We start from the raw sequence: 13,675 nt of genomic DNA on the forward strand, positions 1-13,675 counted from the left end.
TGATGTCTTCCAAATCACTGGCCATTACGTTCCCACGTTGATGTACATGGGAACGTAGGCTGTCAGCTCAACACTCGTTGCTCAAGGACGCGGTTTATTGACCGCTTACGTAATCTCCATGGTGGGCGCCCCTTCCGGTTCGAGTGGTGGATGACACCTCCACTCTGGCACATCGATGCAGTCATCGGGTGGGGGCGTCCATCCCATTGCATACGTAGGTCAGAACATACAGGCCCATCTCAATTGAGGCGTCTGAGAACTCACCGAGCACAATGGTCTAGGTTCATACAGCGAAGGCAACGGGGAGAATCGAGTCCTTCCAGGCGCTACGAAGTACGAAGCTGCTGTGGACACCGGAGACGCCTGGAATTCGCGTCAGATGTCCAAGCAACAGCGCTTGGTAATGGTCCATGTCCCGCACGGCGACCTTGAGCTGGTAGTCCGCATCTTGCCCGGTAATGAGCAGACACTCCAAGACTTCAGGCAATAGCCGCACCGCGGTTTCGAAGGCTTCAAAACGTTCTGGTGTGTGCACATCCATTGAGATATGGACAAGGGCCATGAGAGTTAGGCCGAGTTTTTTGGCGTCAAGCACGGCGCGGTATCCGGTCACAACACCCGCCTCCTCCAACGCGCGTACGCGTCGCAAGCAAGGCGAAGGTGAGAGTCCTATGCGATCGGCAAGTTCTTGATTGTTGACTCTGCCGTCTCTCTGCAGGATCTCGATGATCTGCCGATCGAATTTATCAAGTTTCAAGAGTCTGCCAAATAGTCTGATGCTGTTGGCAGATTATTGCGCAAAACGCGTTTTCTTTGCCAAATTGGCAATCGCCTGCCAACAGCTGATTTCTACACTTACTGCACTGAGTTATCGACTTGGTCGGCGGAAGGTCACAAGCCTCACACCAGCGCGCTTCGGCTTCACAAGAGTCTCGACAGGCGTGAGATCACGCCCCATCGGCATCGCGATGTCATGGGGCTCTCGCTGTAGGCGATGGGATGGACGACCCCACCCGTAGACGGCATCGAAGTGCCACAGTGGATGTGTCAACTACCACTCGATCGGAAGGAGCGTCCATCCCATTGCTTACGCATTCGAAACTCACTAGGCATGTACTTGAATACTGATGCCGGAGCATGGATGGCTCCCTTGAGAGGAGCGGCATTCGGCCACCTCGCCAAGCAGCATAAGGCGGCTGTGGCGCAGCCATCGGAGCTCGAACTTGCTCGCAGCCTTGGTCGAAGATATGAAGTCCGCGTGTGTTCGTGGATGCTGTCATTCAGGTCCTCGCAGCGAAAGACTTGGATCACGTCGAAGGTCCTCGTCGTCAAGGTGTTCAGCGATCACAGGAATTAGCTGTACTCACGACGCCCAGCCTCTCGCCGTTTTGAGGCAATGCGGCACTCACGTGCTGATCAAGCCAGGACAGGGTTTCCGCCAGCACATGCAAGATCGACTCGCGCGCCACGTAGCGGTGCCCTTCGTGCGGCAGCAGCACAAGCCGGGCGGTACTGCCCAGTCCGCGGAGCGCGGCGAACATGCGCTCACTTTGCATCGGGAATGTGCCGCTGTTTGCATCGGCCAGCCCATGGATTAGCAGCAACGGCGCGTGGATCTTGTCGGCCTCGTCAAACGGCGATACCGCGCGGTACATCTCGCGTGCCTGCCAGAAGTGACGCTCCTCGGATTGAAAACCGAACGGTGTGAGTGTGCGGTTGTAGGCTCCACTGCGCGCGATGCCAGCACAGAAAAGCCGGCTGTGCGCCAGCAAGTTGGCGGCCATGAAAGCGCCGAACGAATGGCCGCCAATGGCGATGCGATGCGGCTCGGCCACGCCCAATCGCACAAGCTCATCGACAGCAGCCTGCGCGTTGGCCACCAGTTGAGGCACGAAGCTGTCGTTTGCTGGGCTATCGGCGCTACCAATGATAGGCATTGACGGGTTGTCGAGCACCGCGTAGCCGGCAACAACCATGACCGCCGGGCCCAGCGGGTCGAAAGTGTTGAATCGCAATGGCGAGCCGTCGACCTGGCCGGCTGCGGCCGTGCTGATGAACTCCATCGGATAGGCCCACACCAAAGTGGGCAGCGGCCCGTCCCGATGCGGGTCATGGCCCGGCGGCAGCCACAGTGTTCCGTTGAGGGTCACGCCATCGGCGCGGCGATAGTGCAGTGTCTGCCTGTGCAGGCCACGCAGTTGGGGTGTAGGGTGCGGCCAATGGGTGACGTCGCGTGCAAGCTCGAGACTATGCAATACGACCACTCGGTACTGGGGCGGTTCGTCGGGCGTTTCACGTGTACTCAGCCAAGTCGACCCCGCATCGTCAAGCGGAGCCACCGGAACGTCATGGTGACTTAAATCCGACTGAAAGACGCGAACCTTCTGATCAGTGCTCAAGTTCCAGCGATCGACGAAAGGGCGGTCTCCCTGCGGTGAAGCCCCCGTGCCGGTCCAGGTCGTCACGTCCCCGTCGACGGCGAGAAGTCGCCTGCGGCCACGGGCATCGGCGCGCATTACAGCTTGCCCGGGATCGGCGTAGCGGTCCTCCAGCGATCCACTGTAGAAGCGCCTCGGCGTTTGACCCTCTTTGTCTGGCGCGATGCGCCAGTAGGCGATTGCGCGTGTACGCCACCAGCGCTCCGTCACCACGGCCAGACCACCATCAGCCCAGGCCACCTGGCCAAAGCGTAGTGGCAGCTGCGCTATGCAGCGCGGCGGCGCGCTGAACGGAGCAGCGTGCAGCCACAGCTGGTCGCGCACCTGGGCGACCTGGTCCGGGTCGCCACCATCGGCGGCTTCCACCCAGGCCAGACAGGCATCGGCGTCGGCACGCCAATGCACTTCGCGCGGCCCCGGCGGCACCGCGTCGAATCCTGACGGCAACCGGTCGGCAGCATCCAGCCGGGCCACCGTGTGCAGCAAGGCGCCCGATGCGTCAAGCACCTCGATGCAACGCGCGAAACGATGCGCGGGCACCCGGTGCGAAAAGGGTCGTTCCAGACGCTGCACCAGCAGTTGCAGGCCATCGGGAGAGGGGTCAACGGCCTGATGCAAGGCCGGCTCGCCGAGACGGGTGAGGCCGCCCTCGAGATCGACCCAGGCGAGCTGACTCAACAGGTGGTGTTCGAGCAGGCGCTCGTCGTGCTCGCTGCGCAGCAGGTCGGCAAAGGTTCGGGTCTGCCGGCCCCGATCCAGCGGAGACGCCTCCTCAACGACGGGCCCACCAGGTGACGCCGAAGCCTCGGGCTCGGGCCAAGGTGCCTCTGGGCGCAATGTCAGCAATAGACGCTGGCTGTCGGAGGCCCAGACGAAGCCGGCGCCCATCACGGCGTGCAGCGCTGGTAAGACCAGGCGCCGCGCCCGGCGCGATTGAACCTCGACGCACCACAGCTGCACCTCGGAAGCTGCATCATCGTGGTGGCTGAAGGCCAGTTGCTGCCCATCTGGCGACCAGGACCAATCGGCAAGCGACAACGGGTTTGGAAGACCATCGATGCGATGCACACGCCCATCTGTCAGTTCGATCAACTGCACCTCGTGGACGCGCTCGCCCCCCACGGCCGCTGCCAAGCGTGGGTTCCAGCGCAGGCCGGCCATTCGTATTTCGGGTCGGGCCAGTTCCGCGATCGATGGCATGGCACGTGCATGCAGCACCAGCGCCAACTGCTCTCGCGGTGCGGGCGCCAAACGCGCGAGGGGTGCTGCATCGGCAATCGCCGCAAGGCTTGGTTCGGGCAGCCTGTAACCGGTCCCCTGCACTGAAACATCCCTAGTAGCCTGTGACACTGTTCTTCCTCTTGCACATGTTCGTGGCCGGACGGCTCGGTGCAAGAGTAGAGATGCGCGAGTCCAGCTTTTCCGCCAGTGACTGAGCTGCCCATATTCCCCGATTGTCAGGCTATGGTCCCAGCATCGACACTCGCCGGTAATGAATCCCGATTCGAAGTCCCGCTGGCGCTGGCTGGCCGCCAACATACTGCCGCATGAGCCGGCACTGCGGGCCTGGCTGCGGCGCAAGCAGGACCTGCCAATCGAAGCCGACGATCTGGTACAGGAAGCCTATGCGACGCTGGCAAGCCTCAATACGGTGGACCACATCCACAACCCCAAGGCCTATCTGTTCCAGACCGCGCATTCGATTGCCTTGCAGCAACTGCGTCGGGACCGCGTGGTCTCGATCGTGGCCATTGCCGATGTCGATGAACTGCACCTAAGCATCGACACACCGGGGCCGGAACAGCAGGCTGCCAGCCGCCAGGAACTGCGGCGCGTGGTTGAGGCGATCGACTCGCTGCCGCCGCAATGCGGTGAAGTGTTCCGCCTGCGTAAAGTGGAGGGTCTGTCGCAGCGTGAGGTCGCCGGCCACATGGGCCTTGCCGAGAGCACCGTCGAAAAGCACATGGGTCGGGCGATCCGCACGCTGATGGACCTGTTCGGCCGTGGCGGAAAACCTGCCTCCCGAGCATCTAGAACTGACACCGATTCAAACGACGAGTATGAACAGCGTACGAGAGACCAGTAGCCGCATCGACGACGTGGCCGCCGATTGGGCGGCGCGTGTCGACCGTGGCGCGCTGAGCACCGAAGAGCAGGCCGCGCTGGATGCCTGGTGCGCCAGCGACCGGCGGTGCCTGGGCGCCTATGCGCGCGCGCAGGCTGTCTTGTGCAGCATGGATCGTGCGCAGGCACTCGGCGCAGGTGACTCCTTCGAGCTTCGCAGCGCTGCGCCGGCGGCTGCCATTGCGGCCTTCCCGCCGCATCGGCCCTGGCGGGTGACGGCGGCCATGGCCGCCGGCCTTGCCGCACTGGTGATCTGGTTGATGCCACACTGGTCATCCGACCCTTCGGTGACGACAGTCAAGGGCGAATTGCGGCAGTTGCCGCTGCCAGACGGCTCCTCAGTCACCTTGAACACGGCCACGGCGATCCAGACCCGTTTCACGGCGAAGCAGCGTGTGGTGGAGCTGGTTCAAGGAGAGGCGCTGTTCGACGTCGCCAAGGACCCTACACGGCCGTTCCAGGTGCGCGCCGGCGAGCTCACAATCAAGGCCGTCGGAACGAGTTTCACGGTGCGCCGGATGTCGGGGTCAGCCGTACAGGTCGTCGTACGTGAGGGCGTGGTAGAGGTGGTACATGCGCATGCGCTTCGCCCCTTGCGTGCCATGCAGAACCAGCTGGTGGAGCTCTCGCCACGCACAGAGGCACCAGGCCAGTCGCTGGTACAGCGGACCATCACGCCGCAGCGGGTGGCACGCGAGCTTTCCTGGCGAGAAGGCCTCATCTCCTTCGAAGGCGTGACGCTCGCGAAGGCGGCGGCCGAATTCGAGCGTTACAGCGATATTCGCATCGTCGTGGTCGAGCCAGAGCTGGCAAACAAGACTATCACCGGACTTTTCGCAGCCAACAACCCGGCAGGCTTCGCGCGCGCCGCGGCCGCCGTGGTTGACGCCCATGTAAGCGAACACGCCGGCGAGTTGCGCATCAGCCGCAACTGAGGTCCCCAAGTGTCGGGCCGCGCCCGGCTCCGCTTCCGCCCCTTCCGTGCCCACTGAAACGATGAACGCCTACTCCCAACTTCTCAATGCCCATCGCTCGATTCGCCAATTCAAGTCAGAGGCGATCGATCCGGCTCTGGTCGAGCGCATCTGCGGCGATGCCATTGCGGGCGGCTCGTCTTCCGGCAATCTCAACAGCCTGTCGATCGTGCTGACGCGCGATACCGAACGCAAACGGCATCTGTACGAGTTGCACGCGCAGCAAGACATGGTCTTGCAGGCGCCGCTGGCCATCACTTTCTGCGCCGACTTCTACCGCACCCGCCGCTGGCTGAGCGCGCGTGGTGCCCGTGACAACTTCAACAACCTCATTGGTTACCACATTGCAGCCTTTGACGCGATCATCGTTGCGCAAAACGCCTGCCTTGGCTTCGAGTCCGAAGGACTCGGCATCTGCTACATGGGCACGACGCTGCACTCGATGCAAGCCATCGCCGAGTTCTTGCAGCTGCCACCTACCTGCGTGCCGGTGACCAGCATCGTGGTCGGCCACCCTGCCGAAGACCCGCCCAAGCGCGACCGCCTGCCGCTGTCGGCAATCCTGCATGACGAGACCTACCGGCGGCCCAGCGATGCGGGTCTGGACCTGGCGTTCGGCAAAAGGGAGGTCGACGGCTGGCGGCGCTATCTGTCGACCCCGCGCATCAAGGCCCTGATAGATGAGCATGGCATCCGTTCACTCGCTGAGTTCTACACCAGCAAGGTGAAGTACGAGCCCGAGTTGTTCCAGCGCGACTCGCAGAGCCTGCTGCGGCTTCTGCATGCCAGCGACTTCATCGACGGCGGCCCTCTCGAAGAAACGCCCTGACCCATAACGTCCAGCCGCGTGTGCCGGGTGTCGGGCACGCCTGCTCAGCAGGGGCGCCGCGTATCAGCGTTTACCCGGTGGCGGAAGGTATGGCGCCCGCGCATCCAACATACCAGGGGTGTCCCTGATGCCGCACCCAGAGGCGGCCACAACAAATGGATGGAGATTAGCGAATGCAATATCGACGTACAGTGGTCTCGGCAGCCGCGCTTGTGGCACTCCTGGTCTCGACAGGGCTTCAGGCGCAGACGCGCAGCTTCGACATACCTTCGGACGCCGCCGTGCGTTCGATCCCGCTGTTTGCGCGCCAGGCCGGTGTGCAGATCGTCGCGCCGGCCGATGGGCTGGGCGGCGTCAGCACACCAGCCATCCAGGGCAACCGTGATGTGCGCACTGCGTTGGGTGATCTGCTGATCGGCACAGGCCTGGTAATCGCATCTGACACGGGCGACGTCATCACCTTGCAGCGCGGCTCCGTCACTGCTGCCCCGCCGGCCGGTCCGGCGGCGCTCGCCACCGTCATCGTGACCGGCTCTCGCCTGGCGCAGTTCGATGGCGATTCGCCCACGCCGGTGCTGGCCATCGGCGCCGAGGCGCTCGCGGGTCGGGGCGGTGGCATCTCCGTCGGCGACCAGCTCAGTCAATTGCCTCAGTTCCGCGCCACTTTCACCCAGGCTGCCTCGACCGGCATTGGCTTGGGCGCACCTGGTCAGGTAGGCCTGAACCTGCTGGACCTTCGCGGCCTGGGCACGACTCGCACCCTGGTGCTTCAAAACGGCCGCCGCGTGGTTTCGAGTTCGCAGCAACTGGCCCAGCCCGACACCAACACCATCCCGATGCCTTTGCTCAAGCGGGTGGAAGTGCTGACCGGGGGTGCCTCGGCCATCTATGGCGCAGATGCGATCGCTGGAGTCGTCAACTTTGTGTTGATGGACAACTTCGATGGCATGACCCTGCGCGCCCAGTACGGCACGAGCCAGGAGCGGGACGCAGACTCGCGAAGTGCCAGCATCGCTGTGGGCCGCAACCTGGCCGGTGGCAAGGCGAACATCGCGGCCAGCCTGGAGATTGCCGGACGCTCGCCACTGGGGTATTCGGACAGATCGTTCTCAGTTGGTCAATCGCCCTTCGTACCCAATCCCAAGGCTGGCCAGCCAGGGGAACCGACGCAGATCCTCGTCAACGACATCCGCTGGCTGAGCCGCTCAACCGGCGGCACCTTACCCTATGGCCCTCCGTTCTACCGCTTCGCAGCCAACGGCAGCCTGAATCCCGCAGACACGGGAAGCCGGTCTTTGTTGAACCTCGGCATCAGCGAGGGCGGGGACGGCACAGCACCGGTGGCCTACAACACCCTGCTGCCGCGCAACGAGCGCATCGCGGCGAACCTTCTAGGACACATCGACTTGTCGGCCCAGACGCGGATCTTCGGGCATGTCGCGGCAATAGAGCAACGCTCCGCCGCCTTCAACGGACCGATACTCAGCACGATCAACATCAGCAAGAGCAACCCCTACCTGAGTGCACAGGCGCTGACCGTTCTCAATAGCTACGGACCCACAGCGACTGCACCCGGTTTCGTCATGCTGCGTGACAGCGAGGACCTCGGCATTGCCGGCGAGTCGGTCAGGCGCAGCACTTTGCGCGGAGTGGCCGGCGTCAAGGGATCACTGAGCGGCGACTGGAGCTACGAGCTGTCCGTGAGTCTCGGCCGCGTCGACATCACCAGCACCAGCCTCAACAACCTGTGGCTTGCGCGCATAGGCAACGCCGCTGACGCCGTGGTCGATATCAACGGCGTGCTGGGCAACCGGGGTGCGATCGTCTGCGCCTCACGTCTAGCCGCCGGTGGAGCTGCCACTGGCAATGCTGATATAGACCAATGCGTTCCCGCCAACTTTTTCGGCAATGGCAGCGTGAGCGCTGCGGCGCGCAACTACCTGTCGCTGAACACGGCGGCCGACGCGCGCATCTCCCAAAAGCTGCTCGGTGGCTTCATCAACGGCGACAGCGCTGCGTGGTTCAAGCTCCCGGCAGGTCCGGTAGGCGTCGTGGCCGGTTTCGAGCATCGCCAGGACAACACGCGCTACACGCCTGACGCACGTGATGCCGCCGGACTCACCGGCGCGGCCGGCGTCGGCGCGGTCAACGGCTCGCTGAAGGTGACTGAGCTGTTTTCCGAGTTCAAGGTGCCGCTACTGGCCAAGCTGCCGATGGTGGACAAGCTCGAGCTCACAGCTTCCATGCGCACCAGCGACTACAACCTCTCGGGCGTAGGCCGTACCAACTCCTGGGGCCTCGGCGGCTTGTGGCAGATCAACCGGCAGATCAGCCTGCGGGCATCCACACAGAAGGCTGTTCGCGCCCCCAACGTGGCCGAGCTCTACGAGCCGGTTGCGCCCGTGCAGGTCGGCGTGAACGACCCCTGCAGCGCACAAAACATTGCCCTGGGCAGCCCCACGCGCGCGGCCAACTGCGCAGCGCTGGGCATGCCGGCGGGGTTCCGGGCCAACACGCTGGGTCGACCGATTACCGCCACCAGCGGCGGCAATGCCAACCTGACAGTAGAGGACGGCGACTCCCGCACACTGGGCGTGCTGCTGGCACCCGCCTTTGCGCCCGGCTTCGCGGTCTCGGTGGACTACTACCGCATCAACCTCAAGAACGCAATCACCAAGCCCAACAGCAACCAGATCATCACCACCTGCGTAGATAGCACGTCGATCAACAACCCGTTCTGCGGGTCCATCCAGCGCGGCGCCGACTTCAACATACGCGGTATCACCCAGCAGACGATGAACCTGACGCGACAGTTCGCCGAGGGCTTGGATGTCGACGCCACATACGGCTTCGCCCTGCCCGGTGCCGGCCGTGCCGACTTGCGCGCGATCTACTCGCATGTGCTCAAGCGCGACGACTACCTGCGCCCCACCGAGCCCAGCTTCCCTTCGCAAATGGTCGAGCGTGTGGGCAACCCGCGCGACTCGTTGACCTTCACCACCAACCTTGCCTTCGGCGCATTGCAGCTCACGCACAAGCTACGCTGGTTCTCCGGCCAGTGGCGCGGCGACCCGGCCGACTTCGTCTCCGTGGGCGGGCTGCCCGCGCGCAATCCGAATCTGCTGCCTCAGGACTTGCGCCGCACGCAGGCCGAGAGCTTCCACGATCTGCGGGCGAGTTGGCAGTTTGGCAAGGGACGCGAGATCTACCTGGGCGTAGAGAACGTCAGCAACGTCAAGCCACCGCCCGGCATCTACGGCGCCGGCTTTGGCGGCGCCAACTACGACGCCGTGGGCCGCTTCTTCTACACAGGGATCCGCTATGACTTCCAATAAGACCGCCGCTGCGCTGGCCGCGCTGCTGCTTGGCGCTACGACATGGCTTCCGGCGCATGCCCAGCCACGTCCGGATTGGTCCGGCACCTGGCAAGGCACGCTGGTGAACCTGCCGCTGCGCCCCGGCGTACCCGTGGTCAGCGTGCGCGCCGAGATAGGCCCCTGGCCGACCGCCGAACAGGCCTGCACGACGTGGCGGCGCAGCTACAGCACACCGGAGCAGCCGACGCAGGTGAAGGACTACCGGTTGTGCCGAGGTGCAACCGACGACGAATGGATCGTCGACGAAGGCAACGGCGTGAAGCTTAACGGCCGTATGCGCGGAGACATGTTCGTCTCGCCTTTCAAGTACGACAAGCTCATCTTGGTCGCCACCACCCGCCTCCGCGGCGAGACGCTGGAAGACGAGATCATCACGATCGACGACAAGCCGGCCGTGGAAGGTCCGTTGACCTTGAATGCGCGCACCATCCAGCGCATCACCTTTCGGCGCGTGTCGCCCTGAGCGCAGGCACGACATGCCGGCACCGCACAGCGTGGGCGCGCTCACCGATCGGCTGGTCGCACCCGGGGCCACCGTGAACACGGCAGCGGGCGCGGTGCGCGGCTACCAGCGTGGCGGCGTGCATTGCTTCAAGGGGCTTGCCTACGCCGGCGCGCCGACCGCAGAGCATCGATTCCGGCGCGCGCCCGACCTTGCTGCTTGGACCGGGGTGCGCAATGCATACAACTACGGGCCGGTGTGCCCGCGCTGGACAGCGCCGGCCGATCTGTCGAACAACGAGTGGGCCTTCCTGCTGCAGCGCGGTGCCGAATCAGCAGCCCAGGAGGACTGCCTGCGCATCAACGTCTGGACGAGCAGCACGCGACCCGAGCATCCGCGGCCGGTGATGCTTTGGCTGCATGGCCAGGGTTTCATGTCCGGCTCGAGTCAGGACTTCCTGGCAACCGATGGCGAGAATCTGGCCCGCACCCAGGAGGTGGTGGTGATGAGCCTGAACCATCGGGTCGGACCACTGGGCCTGCTGCATCTGGGCGAACTGTCTGGCGCCGAATATGCCGATTCCGGCAACGCGGGCATGATCGACATAATTGATGCGCTGCGCTGGGTGCGGACCAATGCCGAGGCCTTCGGCGGCGATCCCGACAACGTCACCCTGTTCGGCCAGTCGGGCGGCGGCTTCAAGATCAGCGTGCTGCTGGCCATGCCAGAGGCCAGGGGCCTGTTCCACAAGGCCATCATCCAGAGCGGCGCCCGGCTGCGCGTGCACACCAGCGCCTCGGCCACCGTACTGACGGAACGCACCTTACAGCGCCTGGCCATCAACAGCCGCACCGGTCTATCCGCCCTGCAATGCGTGCCGCTGAACCGACTGCTGCAGGCAGCCCAGGACGCCAGCATGGAGATGGCACCCGCCACCCCCGACGACACCGGCTATCGCAACGCTCCGGGGTTCTACTGGATGCCCGTGGCCGGCGTACCTTCCCTGCCGACACAGCCCGTCGATCCGGATGCGCCGGAGCAGTCGCGCCATGTGCCGCTGCTGGTGGGCACCACGCTCAACGAATTTGCGCCGTGCATGACTTTCCCTGGCGCAGAAACCCTGACCTGGGCCGAACTGCCGGCAAAGCTCGCACCCCAGTTGGGCGATCGAGTGACAGCGGCCATTGCTGCCGTACGCGCCATCGAGCCCAGCGCATGCCCGGTGGATGTGTGGTCGGTACTCGGCGGCCGGCGCTTCCGGCAAGCGGCTGTCGCGCTGTGCGACGCACGGGTGCGCCAGCAACAAGCCGCGCCCGTCTTCAACTACTTGTTCCGCTGGCGCACCGCCATGTTCGAAGGCCGCCCTGGAGCCTTCCATTGCGCCTGCCTGCCCTTCGTCTTCAACAACACCGATCTGTGCGACCACGCCACCGGCGGCGACAGCCGGGCGCAGCGACTCGCCACGCGCATGAGCCGTGCCTGGGCGCAGTTTGCGCGTACGGGACACCCGGGGCATGACGATTTGCCCGCGTGGCCGGCCTTCACGCCCTGCGAACGCGCCGTCATGGTCTTCGACGATCACTGCCAGGTGGCGCGCAACCTCGACACCGAACTGCTGGCGCTGCTGCCCGGGAACTGACCGATGCTGAATGACTTCCTTCGACGCCTGACGGCTGGCGTTCTGCTGGTGCTGTGCCAGGGCCAATGCGCTGCCGGAGAAGCCGGCCAATGGGGCCACGCCTGGGCCGGCTATGGCGAGCCCAAGTACCCAGCAGGCTATTCACACCTGGACTGGGTCAACCCCAATGCCCCCAAGGGCGGAACGTTGGTCCTGCGCAACCCCGACCGGCGAAGCAGCTTCGACAAGTTCAACCCATTCACGCCGCGCGGTGCCGCGCCCACCGGTGTGATGCTGTTCATGTTCGAGACGCTGGCTGTGATGTCGGGCGACGAGCCTCAAACCATGTACGGACTGCTGGCCGAGGCGATCCGCGTCGCACCCGACAAGTCCGCCGTCAGCTTCCGGCTGCACCCAAGGGCGAGCTTCAGCAATGGGGAGCCCGTGACCGCCGCCGATGTCAAGTACAGCTATGACATGCAGGCCGGCCCTGCGAGCAGCCCGGCCTCGCGCATGGCATGGCGCGGAGTCGAACGCGTGGTGGTGCTGGACGATCGGACCGTGCGTTTCGACCTGCGTCAGCACACCACGGACATGGTGCTGGCCACCGGCAACGTGCGTGTGTTCTCACGAAAGTGGGGCGGCGGCAAGCCCTTCGACGAGGTGGTCAGCGAACCGCCAATCACAAGCGGGCCATATGTGATCGGCGCGGTCGACATGGGCCGAAGCCTAGAGCTCAAGCGCAACCCGTCGTACTGGGCCAAGGACCTCGGTGCTCGACGCGGGATGTTCAACTTCGACCGCGTCATTTACCGCTACTACAAGGACACTGCTGTGGCCCGCGAAGCCTTCAAGGCCGGCGAGGTCGATATCTTCCTGGAAGGCGATCCCGGCGCTTGGACTCGCCTGCACACCGGCCGCAAGTGGCAAGACGGGCGCATCCGCAAGGAGACCTTTGCCACCGAGATCGGCGTTCATATGGTGTCCTACGCCTTCAATATGCGTCGGCCGGTGTTCCAGGACCGACGCGTCCGCCAAGCGCTGGATCTGAGCTTTGACTTCGACACACTCAACCGCCAGGCCATCTTCCGCCGCGCCGAAAGCCTGTTCAGCAATTCGGAGTTCGCCGCCGCCGGCTCGCCAACGCCCGGCGAGCTGGCGCTGCTTAAACCACATCGAGCCGAGCTGCCCGAGGCAGTGTTCGGCCTGCCCTACGTCGCACCGCGCACCCAAGGCGACCCGCGCCAGCTGCGCCGTCACCTGCTGCAGGCGCGCGCGCTACTGGAACAGGCCGGCTGGACCTTGGACAGCGGCGGCGTGATGCGCAACGCTCGAGGCCAGCCGATGGTGCTGGAGTTCTTGACGACCGGGCCTACCGGTCAACTCACCGAATGGCAGGCCAATCTGGAGCGGCTGGGCATCCGTCTGATCGAACGTGTCGTCGACAGCGCGCTGATGGGGCGACGCATGGAGCGCCAGGACTTCGACCTCTACCTGTCCACCGAAGGCACTTTCACCTTACCCAGCGCCACGCAGCTCGCCGGGTCTTACGGCAGCAGCCCCGATGGAAAGACCGGCAGCCGCTACCGCGGCATTCAGCACCCCGTGGTGGATGCCTTGCTCAAGACCATGAGCGAGGCCTCGACTCAGGAGGAGCTGCGCAACGCCACCCGCGCACTGGACCGCGTGGTGATGTGGAATCACTGGGGCGTGCCCTATCGCTTTTCAGCCGATGCGCGGGTGTCGTACTGGAATCGTTTCGGGCAGCCCACCCGCCGGCCGCGCTTGTACGTCATTGACAGCGTGTCCACCAACCTGCCCGCCTGGCCACTTTTGGCCTGGTGGGCACTACCCGGCGCGCCGCGCTGACCCG

9 protein-coding genes are annotated in these 13,675 nt (G+C 64.4%); 7 read left to right on the top strand and 2 right to left on the bottom strand.

Annotation, left to right across the window (positions count from 1 at the left end; all coding sequences use genetic code 11):
• Positions 1-283 precede the first annotated feature (283 nt).
• Positions 284-757 carry an Lrp/AsnC family transcriptional regulator gene (locus tag DES47_RS05735; protein ID WP_133699743.1) on the bottom strand — a complete coding sequence of 158 codons (474 nt, stop codon included), beginning with the start codon at positions 755-757 and terminating at the stop codon, positions 284-286.
• A gap of 580 nt (positions 758-1,337) precedes the next feature.
• The gene (locus tag DES47_RS05740) at positions 1,338-3,656 is read right to left on the bottom strand and encodes an alpha/beta hydrolase family protein (RefSeq protein ID WP_243748254.1); all 2,319 of its coding nucleotides are present in this window, start codon (positions 3,654-3,656) and stop codon (positions 1,338-1,340) included.
• A gap of 274 nt (positions 3,657-3,930) precedes the next feature.
• Between DES47_RS05740 and DES47_RS05745 the strand changes: the two genes are divergently transcribed.
• The 7 genes from DES47_RS05745 (at position 3,931) to DES47_RS05775 (ending at position 13,671) form a co-directional block, all read left to right on the top strand.
• Positions 3,931-4,524 carry an RNA polymerase sigma factor gene (locus DES47_RS05745; RefSeq protein WP_133699745.1) on the top strand — a complete coding sequence of 198 codons (594 nt, stop codon included), beginning with the start codon at positions 3,931-3,933 and terminating at the stop codon, positions 4,522-4,524.
• Positions 4,499-5,497, top strand: coding sequence for a FecR family protein (locus DES47_RS05750; RefSeq protein WP_133699746.1), 999 nt, complete (start codon positions 4,499-4,501; stop codon positions 5,495-5,497). The genes DES47_RS05745 and DES47_RS05750 overlap by 26 nt, the downstream gene beginning before the upstream one ends.
• A 61-nt stretch (positions 5,498-5,558) precedes the next feature.
• The gene (locus DES47_RS05755; RefSeq protein ID WP_133699747.1) at positions 5,559-6,365 is read left to right on the top strand and encodes a nitroreductase family protein; all 807 of its coding nucleotides are present in this window, start codon (positions 5,559-5,561) and stop codon (positions 6,363-6,365) included.
• Between the two features lie 173 nt (positions 6,366-6,538).
• On the top strand, positions 6,539-9,700 hold the full coding sequence (locus DES47_RS05760) for a TonB-dependent receptor (protein WP_133699748.1): 3,162 nt from the start codon (positions 6,539-6,541) through the stop codon (positions 9,698-9,700).
• Positions 9,687-10,205, top strand: coding sequence for a hypothetical protein (locus DES47_RS05765; protein ID WP_133699749.1), 519 nt, complete (start codon positions 9,687-9,689; stop codon positions 10,203-10,205). Before DES47_RS05760 ends, DES47_RS05765 begins: the two co-directional genes overlap by 14 nt.
• Positions 10,206-10,218: 13 nt before the next feature.
• Positions 10,219-11,823, top strand: a complete 1,605-nt coding sequence (locus DES47_RS05770; protein WP_166651870.1) for a carboxylesterase/lipase family protein — start codon at positions 10,219-10,221, stop codon at positions 11,821-11,823.
• 3 nt (positions 11,824-11,826) lie between these two features.
• Positions 11,827-13,671, top strand: a complete 1,845-nt coding sequence (locus DES47_RS05775; RefSeq protein ID WP_133699751.1) for an extracellular solute-binding protein — start codon at positions 11,827-11,829, stop codon at positions 13,669-13,671.
• Positions 13,672-13,675: the final 4 nt, after the last annotated feature.

The sequence above is a fragment of the Roseateles toxinivorans genome (assembly GCF_004362525.1).
In the GTDB taxonomy this organism is placed as follows: domain Bacteria; phylum Pseudomonadota; class Gammaproteobacteria; order Burkholderiales; family Burkholderiaceae_C; genus Paucibacter; species Paucibacter toxinivorans.

Excerpts from the sequence above, each read along its gene's own strand:
- DES47_RS05760 (WP_133699748.1), top strand. The coding sequence starts at position 6,539 with ATGCAATATCGACGTACAGTGGTCTCGGCAGCCGCGCTTGTGGCACTC.
- DES47_RS05745 (WP_133699745.1), top strand. The coding sequence starts at position 3,931 with ATGAATCCCGATTCGAAGTCCCGCTGGCGCTGGCTGGCCGCCAACATA.
- DES47_RS05750 (WP_133699746.1), top strand. The coding sequence starts at position 4,499 with ATGAACAGCGTACGAGAGACCAGTAGCCGCATCGACGACGTGGCCGCC.
- DES47_RS05755 (WP_133699747.1), top strand. The coding sequence starts at position 5,559 with ATGAACGCCTACTCCCAACTTCTCAATGCCCATCGCTCGATTCGCCAA.
- DES47_RS05765 (WP_133699749.1), top strand. The coding sequence starts at position 9,687 with ATGACTTCCAATAAGACCGCCGCTGCGCTGGCCGCGCTGCTGCTTGGC.
- DES47_RS05775 (WP_133699751.1), top strand. The coding sequence starts at position 11,827 with ATGCTGAATGACTTCCTTCGACGCCTGACGGCTGGCGTTCTGCTGGTG.
- DES47_RS05770 (WP_166651870.1), top strand. The coding sequence starts at position 10,219 with ATGCCGGCACCGCACAGCGTGGGCGCGCTCACCGATCGGCTGGTCGCA.